11 protein-coding genes are annotated in these 14,503 nt (G+C 61.6%); 3 read left to right on the top strand and 8 right to left on the bottom strand.

What is annotated here, in order from left to right:
• Positions 1-20: 20 nt before the first annotated feature.
• The 6 genes from ABLU96_RS16195 to nasR form a co-directional block, all read right to left on the bottom strand.
• Positions 21-2,621, bottom strand: a complete 2,601-nt coding sequence (locus ABLU96_RS16195; protein ID WP_064405796.1) for a nitrate reductase — start codon at positions 2,619-2,621, stop codon at positions 21-23.
• A complete protein-coding gene (nirB, locus tag ABLU96_RS16200; RefSeq protein ID WP_074189032.1) occupies positions 2,621-6,691 on the bottom strand; it encodes a nitrite reductase large subunit NirB in 4,071 nt (1,356 codons plus the stop codon). The genes ABLU96_RS16195 and nirB overlap by 1 nt, the downstream gene beginning before the upstream one ends.
• 10 nt (positions 6,692-6,701) lie before the next feature.
• On the bottom strand, positions 6,702-7,490 hold the full coding sequence (locus ABLU96_RS16205) for an ABC transporter ATP-binding protein (protein WP_014838761.1): 789 nt from the start codon (positions 7,488-7,490) through the stop codon (positions 6,702-6,704).
• Positions 7,491-7,500: 10 nt separating this feature from the next.
• Positions 7,501-8,385 carry a nitrate ABC transporter permease gene (ntrB, locus tag ABLU96_RS16210; RefSeq protein ID WP_064405794.1) on the bottom strand — a complete coding sequence of 295 codons (885 nt, stop codon included), beginning with the start codon at positions 8,383-8,385 and terminating at the stop codon, positions 7,501-7,503.
• Position 8,386: 1 nt separating this feature from the next.
• Complete coding sequence (locus ABLU96_RS16215; protein ID WP_064407281.1) at positions 8,387-9,643, bottom strand: CmpA/NrtA family ABC transporter substrate-binding protein; 1,257 nt, start codon at positions 9,641-9,643, stop codon at positions 8,387-8,389.
• Positions 9,644-9,889: 246 nt separating this feature from the next.
• Positions 9,890-11,080: a nitrate regulatory protein NasR gene (gene nasR / locus ABLU96_RS16220; protein WP_064405791.1), complete on the bottom strand. Its 1,191-nt coding sequence runs from the start codon at positions 11,078-11,080 to the stop codon at positions 9,890-9,892.
• 68 nt (positions 11,081-11,148) lie between these two features.
• Here nasR and ABLU96_RS16225 point away from each other — a divergent pair, with 68 nt between their 5' ends.
• Together ABLU96_RS16225 and ABLU96_RS16230 are read left to right on the top strand one after the other, a co-directional pair.
• On the top strand, positions 11,149-11,502 hold the full coding sequence (locus tag ABLU96_RS16225) for a DsrE/DsrF/TusD sulfur relay family protein (protein WP_014229754.1): 354 nt from the start codon (positions 11,149-11,151) through the stop codon (positions 11,500-11,502).
• Between the two features lie 238 nt (positions 11,503-11,740).
• Positions 11,741-11,983, top strand: a complete 243-nt coding sequence (locus ABLU96_RS16230; RefSeq protein ID WP_002910387.1) for a DUF1883 domain-containing protein — start codon at positions 11,741-11,743, stop codon at positions 11,981-11,983.
• Positions 11,984-12,018: 35 nt separating this feature from the next.
• Here the strand turns inward: ABLU96_RS16230 and ABLU96_RS16235 are convergent, their stop codons facing one another.
• Both ABLU96_RS16235 and chaB read right to left on the bottom strand, forming a co-directional pair.
• The gene (locus ABLU96_RS16235) at positions 12,019-12,699 is read right to left on the bottom strand and encodes a gamma-glutamylcyclotransferase (protein ID WP_004851874.1); all 681 of its coding nucleotides are present in this window, start codon (positions 12,697-12,699) and stop codon (positions 12,019-12,021) included.
• Between the two features lie 150 nt (positions 12,700-12,849).
• Positions 12,850-13,080, bottom strand: coding sequence for a putative cation transport regulator ChaB (gene chaB, locus ABLU96_RS16240; protein WP_009651994.1), 231 nt, complete (start codon positions 13,078-13,080; stop codon positions 12,850-12,852).
• Between the two features lie 265 nt (positions 13,081-13,345).
• Between chaB and chaA the strand changes: the two genes are divergently transcribed.
• The gene (gene chaA, locus ABLU96_RS16245) at positions 13,346-14,446 is read left to right on the top strand and encodes a sodium-potassium/proton antiporter ChaA (RefSeq protein WP_004121802.1); all 1,101 of its coding nucleotides are present in this window, start codon (positions 13,346-13,348) and stop codon (positions 14,444-14,446) included.
• The last annotated feature ends 57 nt before the right edge of the window (positions 14,447-14,503 follow it).

Genomic DNA, 14,503 nt, shown 5'->3' on the forward strand with positions numbered 1-14,503 from the left:
TTCCAGGAATATGCTGAATCTCAGGCCTGAACCCGCTTCGCCGCCAGCAGCGCCTTAAGCTCCGGGAGACAGGAACCGCAGCTGGTGCCGCATTTGAGTTTTGCCCCCAGCGCGGCAGGCGTACGGCAGCCGCTGGCAATCGCTTCGCCTATCGCCCGTTCGCCCACGCTAAAGCAGCTGCAGATAATGCGCCCGCGCGGCATCTCATCGCCGCCTTTTCTGCCGCTCAATAGTGCGTGGCGCCGGGCGGCGTTCTGCGGCGGGGTGCGAAACGCGGCGTGAATCCACTCGGCATCGATAGCCGGCTCGCTGGCGTCGCTCCACCAGCCGAGCATCAGCTCTCCCCCTTGCCACGCCAGCAGGTTCCAGACGTTGCCGCCTTCGGCTACCTGCATCTGCCATCCCTGCCGCTGACACCAGCCCACAAGCCAGTCGCGGGAGCGGATATCCCCCGCCAGCGAAAGATGGATAACGCCCTGTGCCGCCCGACGCCGCCAGTGCAGCGAGGCGGGGAGCGGAACCGGCTGGCGAGCAAAAAGCTCGCCTTTCCACGCCGGCAGCCAGGCGGCTATCGCTACCGCCGCCTGTTTACTCTCCGGCTGCCCGGAGTGCGGGTCGGTGACCGCCCTCAGCAGGTTATTCACCCGTCCCTGGCGAGCATACTGATCATTCCAGTGCATCGGCACAAACAGCGATCCGGGACGCTGGCCAGCGCTGATTGTCACTTTTGCTACCATCACCCCATTCGGTGAGCGGACCCGCGCCAGTTCACCTTCCAGCAGCTGATAGCGCGTCGCGTCCGCTGGCGCGACTTCCACCACCGGTTCGCTAATATGCTGCATCAGACGCGGCACCGCGCCGGTGCGGGTCATGGTGTGCCACTGATCGCGGATCCGCCCGCTGTTGAGGATCAGCGGATAGAACGCATCGGTGACCGCCCGAGTGGGCTGTGGGGTCACCGGGACCATGCGCAGTTTGCCGCTGCGGTGCCACCCCTTGAGCAAACCCCAGCTTGCATGACTGCGGCTCACCGGCCAGCGCACCGGCTCCAGCGCATCCCACGCTTCGCGGCTGAGATCCGCCAGTCCGCCGATGTCAAACGCCCGCTGGCCATCGTTTTCATATCCTGAAAGCGCGGCGTGTTCGCTGAACACCTCGTGCGGATGCTGCCAGGCAAAGGCGGAGCCGAAGCCCAGCGCCTGGGCCACGCGGGCGACGATCCACCAGTCGGCTCTGGCCTCCCCCGGCGGCGGCATGAAAGCGCGCTGGCGTGAGATCCGCCGTTCGGAGTTGGTTACCGTGCCGCTCTTCTCCCCCCACGCCAGCGCGGGAAAGCGGATATGGGCAAAGCGTCCGGTATCGGTAGCGGCGGCGACGTCGGAAACGATGACCAGCGGACAGGCCGCCAGCGCTTCGCTTACCGCATGGCTGTCCGGCAGCGACACCACCGGATTGGTGCCCATAATCCACACCGCTTTCACCTCGCCGCGGCCAATGGCGGCGAACAGATCCACCGCCGTCAGCCCCGGCGTTTGCGCCAGACGTTCGGTCCCCCAGAAGCGCGCCAGACGCCGTAAATCATCGGTTTCAAAATTCATATGCGCCGCCAGCATGGTCGCCAGCCCGCCCACCTCGCGCCCGCCCATGGCGTTAGGTTGTCCGGTCAGCGAAAAAGGCCCGCAGCCCGGGCGGCCAAATTTCCCGCTCGCCAGGTGAACGTTGATGATAGCGTTGCATTTATCGCTGCCGCTGGCGGATTGGTTAATCCCCATGGTATAGAGCGTGATGGCGCGCGGAGCGGCGATAAACTCGCTGTAGAAATCGGCGACCTGCTGTCGCGGCAGGCCGCAGAACTGCGCTACTTTGTCGAGGTCCCAGTTCCGGGCGATAGCCAGCGCCTGCGGCGCATCGCTGAAATCGCCGCTGATGGCGCCGCTGGCGGCAATGGCGTTCAGCATGCCGACAAACAGCCCGCCGTCGCTGCCGGGAGCCAGCGCCAGATGCCGGTCCGCGATATCGCAGGTGGCGGTCCGACGCGGATCAATGACCACCACCCGCATCTGCGGATTGTCGCGCTTCGCCTGCGCCAGCCGCTGATAGAGTACCGGATGCGCCCAGGCGGCGTTCGACCCGACCAGCACCACCAGATCGCTGTTTTCCACGTCCTCATAGCTACACGGCACCACATCAGCGCCCAGCGCCCGTTTGTAGCCGGTGACCGCTGAAGACATGCACAGCCGCGAATTGGTATCGATATTTGCCGCGCCGATAAACCCCTTCATCAGCTTATTCGCCGCGTAGTAGTCCTCGGTCAGCAGCTGGCCGGAGGCATAAAACGCCACCGCCTGCGGCCCGTGACGGTCGATAACCTCCCGCAGGCGCGAACCCGCCGCCGCCAGCGCCTGGGTCCAGGTTGCGCGCTCGCCGTCGACTTCCGGGAAGAGCAATCTTCCCGCCAGGCCGACGGTTTCGCCCAGCGCCGCCCCCTTCACGCACAGGCGGCCAACGTTTGCCGGGTGCTGCTCATCCCCGCGTACGGTAACCTGGCCATCGGCATTCAGGCTGGCGATAACGCCGCAGCCGACTCCGCAATAGGGACACGTGGTCCTGGTTTCCGTCATCAGGAGGCCTCCGCGCGCGCCAGCAGCTGCTGGTTGCCAACCCACACTTTACCGTTCTCCACTTTGACCGGCCAGGCGCGTACCGCCAGTTCGCCGCCGTCGCACTGGCGGCCATCGCGCAGGCGGATACGCTGCTTATACAGAGGCGAAATCACGATCGGTTCGCCGCCCGCATCGCCAAGCAGGCCGCGCGACAAAACGTTGGCCTCGCTGCCCGGTTCAAGGTTATCGAGGGCATACACCTGGTCGCCGAAGCGGAACAGCGCAATCTGCCGCTCGCCGAGCCGCGCGCCAATCCCCGCCTGCTGCGGAATGGCGTCGAGATCGCAAATGGCCTGCCACGGGCGGGACGGCAGCGCCGGTTCGGCCTGCGCCGCGAACGGGGCCAGCTGCGGCTGGCCGCGCAGGGTTTGCCGCTGTACGCTTTCGTCCGGCTCATCGCTGTTCACGTAGGAGCGGAACAGCGCCAGCCGCTGCGGATCGTTAAGGGTGGTTTGCCATTCGCACTGGTAGCTCTCGACCACCCGCGCCATCTCCTGCTCCAGCTCTTCGCCGATGCCGAGGCTGTCTTCGAGGATCACGTCGCGCAGATAGTCGACCCCGCCTTCAAGGTTGTCCATCCAGGTACTGGTGCGCTGCAGGCGATCCGCGGTACGAATGTAGAACATCAGCAGCCGATCAATACTGCGAATAAGGGTGGCCTCATCAAGATCGCTGGCGAACAGGTCGGCATGGCGCGGCTTCATGCCGCCGTTGCCGCAAACGTACAGGTTCCAGCCCTTCTCCGTGGCGATAACCCCAATATCTTTCCCCTGGGCTTCCGCGCATTCGCGGGTACAGCCGGAGACGGCCATTTTAATTTTGTGCGGCGCGCGCAGCCCCTTGTAGCGATGTTCGAGGGTGACCGCCAGGCCGGTGGAATCCTGGACGCCGTAGCGGCACCAGGTCGAACCGACGCAGGATTTCACCGTCCGCAGGGATTTGCCGTAGGCGTGGCCGGTTTCAAATCCCGCCTCTGCCAGCTCGCGCCAGATTGCCGGGAGCTGCTCCAGGCGCGCGCCGAAAAGGTCGATACGCTGGCCGCCGGTCACTTTACTGTATAGCTGATAGCGTTTGGCGATCTGGCCGATCGCAATCAGCCCGTCCGGCGTCACCTCTCCCGCCGCCATGCGCGGCACCACCGAATAGGTACCGTCTTTCTGAATATTGGCGAAGTAGCGATCGTTGGTGTCCTGAAGCGGCAGATGCGCCGGCTTCAGCAGATATTCATTCCAGCAGGAGGCCAGCACCGAGGCCACCAGAGGTTTACAGACTTCACAGCCGTGGCCGCGTCCATAGCGGGCAATCAGCTGTTCGAAGGTGCGGATATGGTTGACGCGTACCAGGTGATAGATCTCCTGCCGCGACCACGGAAAGTGCTCGCAGATATCCTTTTTAACTTCGACGCCCTGCTCGGCAAGCTGGTACTCCATCACCTGTTTCACCAGTGCGCTACAGCCGCCGCAGCCGGTCGCCGCTTTAGTGCAGCTTTTTATCGCCGCCATATCGCCCGCGCCGCCGCTCACCGCCTGGCAGATATCGCCTTTGCTGACGTTGTGACAGGAGCAAATCTGCGCGCTGTCCGGCAGCGCCGCTACCCCGAGCGCTTTTGGCGCGCTGCCCTCCCGCGCCGGCAGGATCAGGCTTTCCGGGTGTTTGGGTAAAGCCATCCCGTTAAGCATCATCTGTAGCAGCGTGGCATAGTCGCTGGCATCCCCGACCAGCACCCCGCCGAGCAGTTTTTTGCCCTCCGCGCTGACCACGATTTTTTTGTAGATCTGCTGCGGCCCATCAGTCCACTGATAGCTCTGACAGCCCGGCGTGCGCCCCTGGGCGTCGCCGAACGAGGCGACATCGACGCCCAGCAGCTTCAGCTTAGTGCTCATATCCGCGCCGCTAAAGCAGCCTGCCTCGCCCGCCAGGGTGGCCGCCGCGGCGCGCGCCATCTGATAGCCGGGCGCCACCAGACCATAAATTTTGTTCTCCCACAGGGCGCATTCGCCGATCGCCAGTACGTCCGGGTCGGAGGTACGGCACTGGTTGTCGATGCAAATGCCGCCGCGTTCGCCTACGTTCAGTCCGCCGCTGCGCGCCAGCGCGTCCTGGGGGCGAATACCGGCGGAGAATACCAGCATATCGGTCGCCAGCGAGGTGCCGTCGGCGAAGTTCAGCTGCAGCCCCTGCTCATTGCGCACAATTTCCGTCGTCGCCTTGCTGGTATGCACCCCGACGCCCAGTTGGCTGATTTTTTCCCGCAGCATCGCCGCGCCGCCGTTGTCCAGCTGCACCGCCATCAGGTTCGGCGCAAACTCGACAACGTGAGTTTCCAGCCCCAGCTGCTTCAGCGCGTTGGCCGCTTCCAGCCCGAGCAGGCCGCCGCCGATAACCACACCCCGTCGGGCGGTTGCGGCACGGGCGGCAATCTGGTCGAGGTCGTCCAGCGTACGATAAACAAAACAGCCCTCGAGATTATGACCCGGCACCGGCGGAACAAACGGGTAAGACCCCGTCGCCAGCACCAGCTTATCCCAGTGGGTTTCGTGGCCGAAGGCATCGCGCACCACCCGCGCTTCGCGGTCGATGCTGGCGACCGATTCGCTCAGGCGCAGCTCAATACCGTGCTGAGCGAAAAAATCGCCCTCAACCAGCGACAGCGATTCCGCGCTGCGTCCGGCGAAATATTCAGTCAGATGAACCCGGTCGTAAGCGGCATAGCGCTCCTCGCAGAACACCACAATCCGGTACTGTTGATGAAGGTGACGGTCGACGCATTGCTCAAGAAAATGGTGGCCGACCATACCGTGTCCGACCAGCACTAATACAGGTTTTGTCATCGTAGTTTGTCCCGCAGCGCGCGGCTGCATCGTTGAAGAGGGATCGAAGAGCCAATCTGCCGGCGCCGGCGCATGCGCCCCCAGCAGAGCGGTGAGGGGCGCGGCGCTGCTGCAATCGCCCAGCAGCAGTACGCCGCGCAGCTTGCCGTCGCGCAGCAGCAGGCGACGGTAGTGGCGATCCAGCGGATCCCAGCTGGTATATACGTCATCCTGTTCGGCGGCCCGCAGCTCGCCGGCGCTGAAGAGCTCAATGCCGGTGACCTTCAGGCGGGTGCCGCTGTCCTGCCAGCTGAAATCCTCGCCAGGGGTCGCGCACAGGCGGTCCGCCAGCACCTCCGCCTGGCGCAGACACGGTGCCACCAGCCCCCAGGTCTGACCGTCGATTTCACAGCACTCGCCGATGGCGCTGACGCCCGGCTGCGCGGTTGCCAGCTGGCGGTCAACGAGGATTCCGCGGGCGCAGGCCAGCCCGCTGCGCTCGGCCAGCCGTTTGTTCGGCTGCACGCCGGTCGCCAGCACCACCCGCGAGGCGGCAAACGCGCGGCCGTCCTCCAGCCGCACCTGATGTTCATCAATAGCGGCGATACGGCTCTCCATCACGCAGCGAATCCCGCGCTCGGCAAGCAGCATTTGCAGCTGCTCGCTGGCAAAAGCATCGATTTGCTGCTCCATCAGCCCGCTTCCGCGATGGAGTAAAGTGACACCGTCACCATGACGCCGCAGCGCCGCGGCGGCCTCTACGCCGAGTACGCCGCCGCCAATGACCACCGCCGGGCCGTCGATGGCCAGGATGCCCTCAACGTCCGCCAGGGTGCGGAAAGCAAAAACGTGCGGCTGGGTGATGCCCGGCAGCGGCGGCAGAAACGGCAGCGAGCCGGTGGCGAACACCAGCTCATCCCAGCCCAGTTCGCCTGCGGTGGTTTGCAGCGTACGGGCCGCAATATCCACCGCCGTAACCGTTTCACCGGCGCGTACCGTCACGTTATGCCGCGGATACCATGACGCGGGCAGCAGCAGCGTCTCGCTTGCCGCTTTCTCGGCGCCAAGCACCGGCGACAGCTGAATGCGGTTATAGGCCTGGCGCGGCTCATCGCCGATGAGGGTGATGCTAAACCGCTGCGCATCGCGCTCTACCAGCGCCTGCGCCAGGCGCGTGGCCGCCATACCGTTGCCAATAATCACCAGTTGCCGCCTCATCGCCGCCCCCCTACGCCGCTTTCGGCTGTTTTTCATAGAGGAAGTGCAGGATCTGCTGGCGCAGATGGTGATAGCGGCTATCGTCCGCCAGCTGCACGCGATGGCGCGGTCGCGGCAGATTGACGTCGAGGATCTCCCCGACCGTCGCCGCCGGGCCGTTGGTCATCATCAGCACCCGGTCGGAAAGCAGCACCGCTTCATCAACGTCATGGGTAATCATGACGATGGTGGTATTCAGCGACTGCTGGATCTGCATCACCGCGTCCTGTAAATGCGCCCGCGTCAGGGCATCAAGGGCGCCAAAGGGCTCATCCAGCAGCAGCACTTTCGGTTTCATCGCCAGCGCCCGGGCAATGCCAACGCGCTGCTTCATGCCGCCGGAGATTTCTCCCGGGCGCTTGTGCAGGGCGTGTCCCATCTGTACCCGCTCGAGGTTGTGCTCAATCCACTCTTTACGCTCGCCTTTGCTCATGCTGCGGCGAAAGACCTGATCCACCGCCAGCGCCACGTTGTCAAAGCAGGTCAGCCACGGCAGCAGAGAGTGGTTCTGAAACACCACCGCGCGTTCCGGCCCAGGCCCGGCGATTTCACGGTTGTCGCACAGCAGGCCGCCTTCCGTCGGCAGGGCTATCCCGGCTATCAGATTCAGCAGGGTTGATTTACCGCAGCCGGAGTGGCCGATCAGGCTGATGGTTTCCCCTTCGTAGATGTCGAAGGAGACGTTCTGCAATGCCAGGAATTCGCCGCTGGCGGTGTTAAAACGCTGGCTGACGCCCTGGACCTGAATTAATGGTTTCATCTACGACTCCCTATTTTTCCTGCCAGCTAAAACGACGGGCGAGCAGCATCAGCCCCTGTTCCAGCAGCAGCCCGACCACGCCGATAATGACGATGGCGATGATGATGTTTTCGACGTTGAGGTTGTTCCACTCGTTCCAGATCCAGAAGCCGATCCCTAAGCCGCCGGTGAGCATTTCGGCGGCGACAATCACCAGCCAGGCGATACCGATGGAGAGACGAACCCCGGTCAGCACCGCGGGCAATACCGCCGGAAAGAGGATCTTGCGCATCACCGTCCACTCCGACAGCTGCAGCACCCGGGCGACGTTGAGGTAATCTTCCGGAATGCGCCGCACGCCCTCGGCGGTGTTAATGACCATCGGCCAGATCGAGCAGATAAAAATGGTCCAGCTGGAGGCGGGTTCCGCTTTCTGGAACAGCAGCAGGCCGATGGGCAGCCAGGCCAGCGGGCTGACCGGGCGCAGCAGCGCGATCAGCGGGTTAAACATGCGGGCGAAAAACAGCGAGCGGCCAATCAGGAAGCCGAGCGGAATTCCCGCCAGCGCGGCAAGGCCAAATCCCACCGCCACCCGCTGCAGCGACGCCAGCACGTTCCAGCCGATGCCCATATCGTTCGGCCCGTCCTGATAAAACGGGTCGGCGAAAAGGGTTAGCGCGGAATCCAGCGTACTGAGCGGCGTCGGAAAGCCTTTGCTGTTCATCGCCGCCAGCTGCCAGCCCAGCAGCAGCAATCCCAGCCCGAGCAGCGGCGGCAAAAGACGTTGGGTAACATCCCGCAGCCAGCGGCTGAGCGGAGGCGTGGTTTTGCGCACCTGCAGCGGCGGCAGGGTAATGACTTCGCCGGGCGCGCTGTCGGCGCCGACCTGCGGTTGCGGTTTATATGCGTGTTTCATCTCATGCCCCCTTACGTTGAATCGCGAAACTGCGGGCGTAGCCTTCCGGATCGGCCCCATTCCAAACCTTGCCATCGATCAGCGTGCTGCTGCGCATCGCCTGCGTCGGCGCGCTGATGCCGCCGACCGCCTGCGCGGCCTCTTTCCAGACGTCAATCCGGTTAATGCGCTGGGCCACCGCCAGATAATCCGGCGCCGACTTCAGCAATCCCCAACGGCGGAACTGGGTCAAAAACCACATGCCGTCCGAGAGCCACGGAAAACTCACTTCACCCCGTTCGTAGAAGCGCATCGGGTGCGCGTCCTGCCAGCGGCGGCCGATACCGTTGTCGTATTCGCCGAGCATGCGCCCGCTGAGGTACTGCTCTTTGGTGTTCAGCCACGCGCGTCTGGCGAGAAGGCGCGCCGTTTCGCGAGTGTTCTCGGCGGATGCGTCAATCCAGCGCTGGGCCTCTATCAGCGCCGCCACCAGCGCGCGCGCGGTGTTGGGATGACGCTCAACCCATTCGCTGCGGGTGCCGAGAATTTTTTCCGGATGCTCCGGCCAGATATCCTGCGAAGTGGCGGCGGTGAAGCCGATACGATCGTTTATCGCGCGCGCGTTCCACGGTTCGCCAACGCAAAAGCCGCTCATATTGCCGATGCGCATGTTCATTACCATCTGCGGCGGCGGCACAACGACGGTGCGAATATCGTCAAAGGGATTAATTCCACCGCTCGCCAGCCAGTAGTAGAGCCACATCGCGTGGGTGCCGGTTGGGAAGGTGTGGGCGAAGGTGTAGCTGCCCGGCGCCTGCTGGCCGATCAGTTTTTTCAGCCCGCCCAGGTCGGTGACGCCCTTCTCCTGCAGCTCGCTGGAGAGCGTTATCGCCTGACCGTTGCGGTTAAGGGTCATCAGATTGGCCATCGCCTGAGGTTTACTGGCGATCCCCAGCTCAAGGCCGTAGAGCATGCCGTACAGAATGTGCGCGGCGTCCAGCTCCCCGGCAACCAGCTTGTCGCGCACCGCCGCCCAGCTGGCCTCCTTGCTCGGGACGAGGGTGATACCGTACTTTTTATCGAATCCCTTCAGGGAAGCGATAGCTAAGGGGGCGCAGTCGGTCAGCGGAATAAAACCGACCCGCACGGTAGTCTGTTCCGGCTTATCCGACCCCGCCGCCCATGCCGCCTGCATCATGCCGGGCAGCAGCATCGCGCCGCCCAGCGTCGCCCCCGCCTGTAATAAACGCCGCCGTGAAATTGAAAACGTATCGCCCATACCCGCTCCAGAAACGCGCAAAAAAAAGCGCCCGGCGGTGCTTACGCACCGCTGGACGCCTTTATCCTTAGACATACGTGCCGCCGTTGGCCCGCTGCCCAAAACCTTTATTCACTCGTTTTATTTAATGCAAAGCCAATGCCAGATTTGCGGAGGCCCGGTTCACGCGCGTTGGCTCACTCGTCGGGGGCGTTTGAGGCAAAAATTGCACCGTCGGCTGGCAATATATGCCCGCTGATTGTGCATCTACTCCTTAGGTGGTACTTGCCATAGCGACTTCACCGTCAGCAGCGCGCGGGCAATCTCAACCATGCGCTGATTTTTGTCCATCGCCATTTTACGCAGCGCCTGCCAGGCCTGCTCCTCCTGCATTCCCTGGTGGGTCATCAGCACGCTTTTGGCTTTTTCAATCAGCTTGCGCTCTTCAAGCGCATCTTTTAACGACGCGAGCTGGGCGGAGAGCTGCTGTAGCTCATGGGCCTGCTGGCGCACCAGCGGCAACAGCTGCTTATCCAGCCGCAGGGCTATACCGTCCTCCTGCCAGTCGGCGGGCGGCATCTGGACCTCTCGATCGTCTCCCTCCAGCAGCGCATCGGCCGCGTTAAGCAGGTCTGCGATCAGCCGCTCTTCCACGCCGCGCAGCTGCTCAAGACGCTGGGTCTGAACGCAAAACCAGCGCAGCGCCGTTTCTCCCTCGTCCGGCGGCGGCTGGCGGGTGCAGGCGACCCGCCGCAGCTGTTCAATTTCCAGGCCGGCCTGGCACTGCTCAACAAACAGAACGGTTTGCGGCGAACTGGCTAAAGCCTGAAAAGTGTCAAAACAGGGCTGCTGGCCGTCAATGCGGTCCACCAGCTGCTGGCGCAGCTCATCGCTGAACTGTCCGCGGGCAAAGCCCAGCGCGCCCAGCGCGCGCTCCTGTCCGACCAGCTCTTTCCCCTGCATAAAGCTGTAAAGCGCGACCATCCGCCCGGCGATTTGCGGATCGTCGATACTGTCGTTGAGCTGCGGAACGATATTCAACAGGTGGCGGATAATGCGGCTAAACTGCCCGGTGGCCTCTTCGGCGGCAATCTCCAGGCCGCGCACGCGTTTACGCAACGCGACAAGCTGCGTCAGATACCACACCGCGCAGGCAATGCGCCAGCAGAGCGCGCTGCTGGCGGCATCGCGGGCAGGTTCCAGCGCCGCATAAAACCGCGTGAGCTGCTCATCAACCAGCGCCGCGCCCGCCCGGCACTCCGCCGCGTATAGTCTGCCGCCCGAGCATAGCCAGATATTTGACGCGCCGCGCTCGCACTGCAGCATATGCACCAGCGCGCTTATCTGGCCTGCCAGCGCCCCCTGCTGCGCCAGCTGGCGCAGCTGCCGCTTCTGTAAGCGACGCGCGCGCGCAAACCAGTCGACCACCTCAGGCGTATTACCCGCCACATTATTCATACCCTTCCCCCGGGTTAACGCTTTATACTTCAGCCAAGCAATAACCGTGCCTTATAGAAGGAGTCCTTATGCAACGTATTGTGATTATCGCTAACGGTGCCGCCTACGGCAGCGAATCCCTGTTCAATAGCCTGCGTCTGGCTATCGCCCTGCGCGAGCAGCAGTCTGACCTCGAACTGAAATTATTTTTAATGTCTGATGCGGTGACCGCCGGCCTGCGCGGACAGAAGCCAGCGGAAGGCTACAACATTCAGCAGATGCTGGAGATCCTCACCGCGCAAAACGTGCCGGTGAAGCTGTGTAAAACCTGCGCTGACGGCCGGGGAATCGGCGCGCTGCCGCTGATTGATGGAGTGGAGATTGGCACCCTCGTCGAGCTGGCGCAGTGGACGCTGGCGGCGGATAAAGTCCTGACCTTCTAAAAATCCGCCATTCAACGGGATTAAATATTAAGCTGGCGGCGTTTGTTAACCGAAAACAATGTCAGCTGAATGCTTTCAGGCACAACGTCATTTTTGTTTAATCTTTATTCCTTTTTTTGATCAAAATCAGCATCTGCCCCCCTCCCCTTTGGTGTTATGCACAGAGCAAAGTGTGAACAATATCACGCGGGTTAATGGGCTGGCAGGATGCTGTAGACAGAAACGGGGTCGAGATTAAATGGCAATGGTAAAAGCAAGTTTAACGTTGTTTGGCGGTGATACGTTGGTGGTGCGTTGTTCCGAACGCTGCCACATTCACCTGATGAGCGCCAAAGTGCCTGGCGATAGTCATGCGGATATTCTGAGTGTGCAGGACAGAGATAGCGCGTATCTGACCGTGCCTTACAGCGGCACCTGGAACGTTCTCATCGACAGCCACAGCCAGTCGCTGGAGCACTCCATCAGCTACGTTCCCGCCTGATAGCAAACGCCCGGGGAAACCCGGGCGATATACTCTTAAGCCAGCCCGGGCTGGCTGCTTTCCCCCAGCAGATGACGCACCTTGCCGACTAAATCGTCGAGGCAGGCATCGTACATCCCGAGTTTCCGCAGCTCCTGATCGAGCGAGAACAGATACTGAGCGTTGGTGCCAAGCGGGCCGCTGGCGCGCGCTATCAGCGGCGCAATCACCTGCGCGCTGGTGTCCGCCTCAAACAGCGGATGACGCGGGTCCATAATAAAAACTAATGCATTGACGGTGCGGCCATCGTCCAGATCCAGCTTACACCAGGTCGGCAGGTAGCAGCCGGTGATCATCTCCCGCTTCCACAGCAGGGTCAGCTCTTCTTCGAGAGTGTCATCAGGCAGGCGGTAGGCAACGCCGGTGGTGCGCCCGCCCTCTTTCAACGCCAGCATTCGACCCGGCTGAGTGGCGCTACCGCGTCCGGCGGTGAGCCGCAGGCAAAACGCGCGGTGCCAGCCCGGTAGCGTACCGGTACAGGACTCGCGATACTCCAGCGCCGGATTCCACATCAGCGAACCGTAGCCAAAGATCCACACCGAGCCATCGTCCGGACGACAGGCCAGGGTCGCCGCCAAAGAGGCTGCGCGCTGCTCTGCCGACCAAAGAAGCGATTCCTCAATAGCGCCAAACGCCGTTTTACAATCCGCATTCAGTAAGAAATCACGCGTTAACACTTTCTACTACCTCCGCCACTGCCCGCTTCCCGGCGATTATCTGGTGCCATCCGTGAAGTATTGCCGAATTATTATCCAGCTTTATTTGACAATAAGCAATGAACGAGCCGCGGGCAAGGGCTCAGGCAGCACATGACGTAGCAAAAGCGATTACTTCTTCTTATGCCACTTATCATCATCGCCTTTTTGGTACTCATTTTTCACCGCCGCCCAGGCGACTTTGTGCGCCGTCTCTTCACGGCTGGCGTCATCGCGTCGGTCTTCTTTATGCTTATACTGGTCCCAGGCGCTGTTAAAGGCCTCTTTGTAAATCTCCTGGGCATGCGCAGGCAGAACGTGCTGAACGCTGTCGGGTAATTCACTTTTGTTGCTATAGGGCATGGCGACCTCCAGATTTAAGGTGAATAGTCAGTCTGTCAGGCGATTTACCGGCTGACAAGGCGATGGATAAATGAGAAAGATGTTTTAGTAATTATCTGAATAATAAATACAAAACGATAGTAACCGCAGTTTATGGCAATCTACCACTTTTCCATGGTCAGAGTGGTAAATTTAAGTAAAAAAACAAAGTAGTTCGATCAATGTCTGTTATTTTATTAACTTACAGTATCTATAATTATAACACCTGCACACCTGGAGATAATTCATGACCGATGCACATGAGGCGGTGAAAACCCGCCACAAGGAGACCACCCTCGCCTTTCCGGTTCTGGCGCTGGCGGTGCTGTTTTTCTGGGGAAGCAGCCAGTCACTGCCAGTGGTCGTTGCCATTAATATCCTGGCGCTGGTCGGGATTCTGAGCAGCGCGTTCAGCGTTGTTCGCCACGCCGACGTTCTGGCGCACCGCCTTGGCGAACCCTATGGTTCGTTAATTTTAAGCCTTTCAGTAGTTATTCTCGAAGTCAGCCTGATTTCCGCATTAATGGCCACCGGCGACGCCGCGCCGACCCTGATGCGAGATACGCTTTATTCAATCATCATGATTGTTACCGGCGGGCTGGTAGGTTTTTCTTTATTGTTGGGCGGGCGCAAATTCGCCACCCAGTATATGAATCTGTTCGGCCTTAAACAGTACCTCATCGCCCTCTTTCCGCTGGCGATCATCGTCCTGGTCTTTCCCATGGCGCTGCCCGGGGCTAATTTCACTACCGGCCAGGCGCTGCTGGTTGCGCTGATCTCCGCCGCCATGTACGGCGTGTTCCTGCTGATTCAAACGAAAACGCACCAGAGCCTGTTTGTTTACGAACACGAGGATGACGGCGACGACGATGACCCGCATCACGGCAAACCGTCGGCCCATAGCAGCAAGTGGCACACCGCCTGGCTGCTGGTACACCTGGTTGCGGTTATCGCCGTGACTAAAATGAACGCCAATCCGCTGGAGACGCTGCTGACCAGCATGAATGCCCCCGTCGCCTTTACCGGCTTCCTGGTCGCGCTGCTGATCCTCTCTCCGGAAGGCCTTGGCGCGCTGAAAGCGGTCCTGAACAATCAGGTCCAGCGGGCGATGAACCTGTTCTTCGGCTCCGTGCTGGCCACCATTTCCCTGACGGTGCCGGTGGTGACGCTTATCGCCTTCCTCACCGGCAACGAACTGCGCTTTGGCCTTGGCGCGCCGGAAATGGTGGTGATGGTCGCCTCGCTGCTGCTGTGCCAGATATCGTTCTCTACCGGGCGTACCAACGTGCTGAACGGCGCGGCGCACCTGGCGCTGTTCGCCGCCTACCTGATGACCATTTTTGCCTGAACCTCCCCCGGCGGCGTCCGCCTGTCGGGGAGATAAAAAAGCCTGCCGGTTTTGCAA

It is taken from the genome of Klebsiella sp. CN_Kp106, from assembly GCF_040064575.1.
Classification (GTDB): Bacteria; Pseudomonadota; Gammaproteobacteria; order Enterobacterales; family Enterobacteriaceae; genus Klebsiella; species Klebsiella michiganensis.

Coding starts and splice junctions, on each gene's coding strand:
- ABLU96_RS16195 (WP_064405796.1), bottom strand. CDS start 2,621: ATGACGGAAACCAGGACCACGTGTCCCTATTGCGGAGTCGGCTGCGGC.
- nirB (WP_074189032.1), bottom strand. CDS start 6,691: ATGAGGCGGCAACTGGTGATTATTGGCAACGGTATGGCGGCCACGCGC.
- ABLU96_RS16205 (WP_014838761.1), bottom strand. CDS start 7,490: ATGAAACCATTAATTCAGGTCCAGGGCGTCAGCCAGCGTTTTAACACC.
- ntrB (WP_064405794.1), bottom strand. CDS start 8,385: ATGAAACACGCATATAAACCGCAACCGCAGGTCGGCGCCGACAGCGCG.
- ABLU96_RS16215 (WP_064407281.1), bottom strand. CDS start 9,643: ATGGGCGATACGTTTTCAATTTCACGGCGGCGTTTATTACAGGCGGGG.
- nasR (WP_064405791.1), bottom strand. CDS start 11,080: ATGAATAATGTGGCGGGTAATACGCCTGAGGTGGTCGACTGGTTTGCG.
- ABLU96_RS16225 (WP_014229754.1), top strand. CDS start 11,149: ATGCAACGTATTGTGATTATCGCTAACGGTGCCGCCTACGGCAGCGAA.
- ABLU96_RS16230 (WP_002910387.1), top strand. CDS start 11,741: ATGGCAATGGTAAAAGCAAGTTTAACGTTGTTTGGCGGTGATACGTTG.
- chaB (WP_009651994.1), bottom strand. CDS start 13,080: ATGCCCTATAGCAACAAAAGTGAATTACCCGACAGCGTTCAGCACGTT.
- chaA (WP_004121802.1), top strand. CDS start 13,346: ATGACCGATGCACATGAGGCGGTGAAAACCCGCCACAAGGAGACCACC.